Genomic DNA, 5361 nt, shown 5'->3' with positions numbered 1-5361 from the left:
CGCGCGCCCTGCCGACACTCTCGCCCGTCTCAGCGCGGCACTCCTCAACGCCACCAACGGGCAAGAGACCGACCCCGACTCGCAGACCTGACCCTTAAGCTGTTGATTGTATACACAATTTGGACCTTTTTGAAGTTTACAATTAGTATATGGGCGTTTCCGTATTTCGGTGTTTGTTTTGTTTTTATTCAAAAACAAAAAAGGCAGCTCATGATGAGCTGCCTTTACCGTAATAATAGCTTGGCGGCGTCCTACTCTCACAGGGGGAAACCCCCAACTACCATCGGCGCTGAAGAGCTTAACTTCCGTGTTCGGCATGGGAACGGGTGTGACCTCTTCGCTATCGCCACCAAACCATTGAGAGTGTTCTCTCAAAACTAGATAACAGTAAGCATACATTCAAATTGGTTAAGTCCTCGATCGATTAGTATCTGTCAGCTCCATGTGTCGCCACACTTCCACCTCAGACCTATCAACCTGATCATCTTTCAGGGATCTTACTTCCTTGCGGAATGGGAAATCTCATCTTGAGGGGGGCTTCATGCTTAGATGCTTTCAGCACTTATCCCGTCCGCACATAGCTACCCAGCGATGCCCTTGGCAGAACAACTGGTACACCAGCGGTGCGTCCATCCCGGTCCTCTCGTACTAAGGACAGCTCCTCTCAAATTTCCTGCGCCCGCGACGGATAGGGACCGAACTGTCTCACGACGTTCTGAACCCAGCTCGCGTACCGCTTTAATGGGCGAACAGCCCAACCCTTGGGACCGACTACAGCCCCAGGATGCGATGAGCCGACATCGAGGTGCCAAACCTCCCCGTCGATGTGGACTCTTGGGGGAGATAAGCCTGTTATCCCCGGGGTAGCTTTTATCCGTTGAGCGATGGCCCTTCCATGCGGAACCACCGGATCACTAAGCCCGACTTTCGTCCCTGCTCGACTTGTAGGTCTCGCAGTCAAGCTCCCTTGTGCCTTTACACTCTGCGAATGATTTCCAACCATTCTGAGGGAACCTTTGGGCGCCTCCGTTACCTTTTAGGAGGCGACCGCCCCAGTCAAACTGCCCACCTGACACTGTCTCCCCGCCCGATAAGGGCCGCGGGTTAGAAGGTCAATACAGCCAGGGTAGTATCCCACCGACGCCTCCACCGAAGCTAGCGCTCCGGTTTCCAAGGCTCCTACCTATCCTGTACAAGCTGTACCAAAATTCAATATCAGGCTGCAGTAAAGCTCCACGGGGTCTTTCCGTCCTGTCGCGGGTAACCTGCATCTTCACAGGTACTATAATTTCACCGAGTCTCTCGTTGAGACAGTGCCCAGATCGTTGCGCCTTTCGTGCGGGTCGGAACTTACCCGACAAGGAATTTCGCTACCTTAGGACCGTTATAGTTACGGCCGCCGTTTACTGGGGCTTCAATTCGCACCTTCGCTTACGCTAAGCGCTCCTCTTAACCTTCCAGCACCGGGCAGGCGTCAGCCCCTATACTTCGCCTTACGGCTTCGCAGAGACCTGTGTTTTTGCTAAACAGTCGCCTGGGCCTATTCACTGCGGCTCTCTCGGGCTTGCACCCTAACAGAGCACCCCTTCTCCCGAAGTTACGGGGTCATTTTGCCGAGTTCCTTAACGAGAGTTCTCTCGATCACCTTAGGATTCTCTCCTCGCCTACCTGTGTCGGTTTGCGGTACGGGCACCTCTCACCTCGCTAGAGGCTTTTCTTGGCAGTGTGGAATCAGGAACTTCGCTACTATAATTCGCTCGCCATCACAGCTCAGCCTTCACGGGAAACGGATTTGCCTATTTCCCAGCCTAACTGCTTGGACGCGGATATCCAATACCGCGCTTACCCTATCCTCCTGCGTCCCCCCATTGCTCAAATGGTGAGGAGGTGGTACAGGAATATCAACCTGTTGTCCATCGCCTACGCCTTTCGGCCTCGGCTTAGGTCCCGACTAACCCTGAGCGGACGAGCCTTCCTCAGGAAACCTTAGGCATTCGGTGGAGGGGATTCTCACCCCTCTTTCGCTACTCATACCGGCATTCTCACTTCTAAGCGCTCCACAAGTCCTTCCGGTCTTGCTTCACAGCCCTTAGAACGCTCTCCTACCACTGTTCGAAGAACAGTCCGCAGCTTCGGTGATACGTTTAGCCCCGGTACATTTTCGGCGCAGAGTCACTCGACCAGTGAGCTATTACGCACTCTTTAAATGGTGGCTGCTTCTAAGCCAACATCCTGGTTGTCTAAGCAACTCCACATCCTTTTCCACTTAACGTATACTTTGGGACCTTAGCTGGCGGTCTGGGCTGTTTCCCTTTCGACTACGGATCTTATCACTCGCAGTCTGACTCCCAAGGATAAGTCATCGGCATTCGGAGTTTGACTGAATTCGGTAACCCGGTAGGGGCCCCTAGTCCAATCAGTGCTCTACCTCCGAGACTCTTACCTTGAGGCTAGCCCTAAAGCTATTTCGGAGAGAACCAGCTATCTCCAGGTTCGATTGGCATTTCACCCCTACCCACACCTCATCCCCGCACTTTTCAACGTGCGTGGGTTCGGGCCTCCATTCAGTGTTACCTGAACTTCACCCTGGACATGGGTAGATCACCTGGTTTCGGGTCTACGACCACGTACTCAATTCGCCCTATTCAGACTCGCTTTCGCTGCGGCTCCGCATCTTCTGCTTAACCTTGCACGGGATCGTAACTCGCCGGTTCATTCTACAAAAGGCACGCCATCACCCGTTAACGGGCTCTGACTACTTGTAGGCACACGGTTTCAGGATCTCTTTCACTCCCCTTCCGGGGTGCTTTTCACCTTTCCCTCACGGTACTGGTTCACTATCGGTCACTAGGGAGTATTTAGCCTTGGGAGATGGTCCTCCCGGATTCCGACGGAATTTCACGTGTTCCGCCGTACTCAGGATCCACTCAGGAGAGAACGAAGTTTCGACTACAGGGCTGTTACCTCCTCTGGCGGACCTTTCCAGGTCGCTTCATCTACCTCGTTCCTTTGTAACTCCGTATAGAGTGTCCTACAACCCCAAGAGGCAAGCCTCTTGGTTTGGGCTGTTCCCGTTTCGCTCGCCGCTACTCAGGGAATCGCATTTGCTTTCTCTTCCTCCGGGTACTTAGATGTTTCAGTTCCCTGGGTCTGCCTTCAAGACGCTATGTATTCACGTCAAGATACTACGCGATTAAACGTAGTGGGTTTCCCCATTCGGAAATCTCCGGATCAAAGCTTGCTTACAGCTCCCCGAAGCATATCGGTGTTCGTCCCGTCCTTCATCGGCTCCTAGTGCCAAGGCATCCACCGTGCGCCCTTTCTAACTTAACCTATCAGCTTCCAATACACATCGCATTTAACTGCTCGTGTCTTGAAACCTTTTAATGTTATTAAGCCTATAAAAAAACTTAAAAAATAAATGTGTTTGTTACAATTTCAATGTCGTTTTATCCAGTTTTCAAAGAACAAGTTTTGAAGTATTTCATTCAGAAGAATGAACCTTCAAAACTGAACGCAAAACGTAATCTTACAAACCCAAGGTTTGTATTCCGAAAATATCCTTAGAAAGGAGGTGATCCAGCCGCACCTTCCGATACGGCTACCTTGTTACGACTTCACCCCAATCATCTGTCCCACCTTCGGCGGCTGGCTCCAAAAGGTTACCTCACCGACTTCGGGTGTTACAAACTCTCGTGGTGTGACGGGCGGTGTGTACAAGGCCCGGGAACGTATTCACCGCGGCATGCTGATCCGCGATTACTAGCGATTCCAGCTTCACGCAGTCGAGTTGCAGACTGCGATCCGAACTGAGAACGACTTTATCGGATTAGCTCCCTCTCGCGAGTTGGCAACCGTTTGTATCGTCCATTGTAGCACGTGTGTAGCCCAGGTCATAAGGGGCATGATGATTTGACGTCATCCCCACCTTCCTCCGGTTTGTCACCGGCAGTCACCTTAGAGTGCCCAACTGAATGCTGGCAACTAAGATCAAGGGTTGCGCTCGTTGCGGGACTTAACCCAACATCTCACGACACGAGCTGACGACAACCATGCACCACCTGTCACTCTGCCCCCGAAGGGGAAGCCCTATCTCTAGGGTTGTCAGAGGATGTCAAGACCTGGTAAGGTTCTTCGCGTTGCTTCGAATTAAACCACATGCTCCACCGCTTGTGCGGGCCCCCGTCAATTCCTTTGAGTTTCAGTCTTGCGACCGTACTCCCCAGGCGGAGTGCTTAATGCGTTAGCTGCAGCACTAAGGGGCGGAAACCCCCTAACACTTAGCACTCATCGTTTACGGCGTGGACTACCAGGGTATCTAATCCTGTTCGCTCCCCACGCTTTCGCTCCTCAGCGTCAGTTACAGACCAGAGAGTCGCCTTCGCCACTGGTGTTCCTCCACATCTCTACGCATTTCACCGCTACACGTGGAATTCCACTCTCCTCTTCTGCACTCAAGTTCCCCAGTTTCCAATGACCCTCCACGGTTGAGCCGTGGGCTTTCACATCAGACTTAAGAAACCGCCTGCGCGCGCTTTACGCCCAATAATTCCGGACAACGCTTGCCACCTACGTATTACCGCGGCTGCTGGCACGTAGTTAGCCGTGGCTTTCTGGTTAGGTACCGTCAAGGTGCCGCCCTATTTGAACGGCACTTGTTCTTCCCTAACAACAGAGCTTTACGATCCGAAAACCTTCATCACTCACGCGGCGTTGCTCCGTCAGACTTTCGTCCATTGCGGAAGATTCCCTACTGCTGCCTCCCGTAGGAGTCTGGGCCGTGTCTCAGTCCCAGTGTGGCCGATCACCCTCTCAGGTCGGCTACGCATCGTTGCCTTGGTGAGCCGTTACCTCACCAACTAGCTAATGCGCCGCGGGTCCATCTGTAAGTGGTAGCCGAAGCCACCTTTTATGTCTGAACCATGCGGTTCAAACAAGCATCCGGTATTAGCCCCGGTTTCCCGGAGTTATCCCAGTCTTACAGGCAGGTTACCCACGTGTTACTCACCCGTCCGCCGCTAACATCAGGGAGCAAGCTCCCATCTGTCCGCTCGACTTGCATGTATTAGGCACGCCGCCAGCGTTCGTCCTGAGCCAGGATCAAACTCTCCATAAAAGAAATTTGATTAGCTCAAATTGTTTTGCTGGCATCATGTTTGATGTCCAAAATTTTGTTTTGTTCGCCAACTCAAGGTTAGCTACTAAAAACTTTATTGATTACGTTTTGCTTGTTCAGTTTTCAAGGTTCATTTCGTCGCCGTTTCTTCAACAGCAACTTTTATATAATATCATGTCGCAAACTCTACGTCAACAACTAATTTAGTTGTTTTTCAGTAGTTATCTTAACGACTTGTATAATAT

Annotated in this window: 3 rRNA genes; all 3 read right to left on the bottom strand. The window is 51.9% G+C overall.

What is annotated here, in order from left to right:
* Positions 1 to 238 precede the first annotated feature (238 nt).
* The 3 genes from rrf to ACFVT2_RS43190 all read right to left on the bottom strand — a co-directional run bounded on the left by rrf (position 239) and on the right by ACFVT2_RS43190 (position 5116).
* Positions 239 to 354, bottom strand: a 5S ribosomal RNA gene (gene rrf / locus ACFVT2_RS43200).
* 50 nt (positions 355 to 404) lie between these two features.
* Positions 405 to 3333, bottom strand: a 23S ribosomal RNA gene (locus tag ACFVT2_RS43195).
* A gap of 234 nt (positions 3334 to 3567) precedes the next feature.
* Positions 3568 to 5116, bottom strand: a 16S ribosomal RNA gene (locus ACFVT2_RS43190).
* The 16S, 23S and 5S rRNA genes sit together here, the layout of an rRNA operon.
* Between the last annotated feature and the right edge of the window lie 245 nt (positions 5117 to 5361).

Origin of the sequence: Streptomyces sp. NPDC058000, from assembly GCF_042886435.1 — a bacterium.
Classification (GTDB): domain Bacteria; phylum Actinomycetota; class Actinomycetes; order Streptomycetales; family Streptomycetaceae; genus Streptomyces.
Note: the sequence above shows the minus strand (reverse complement) of the source record. Positions and strands in the feature narration are given on the sequence as shown.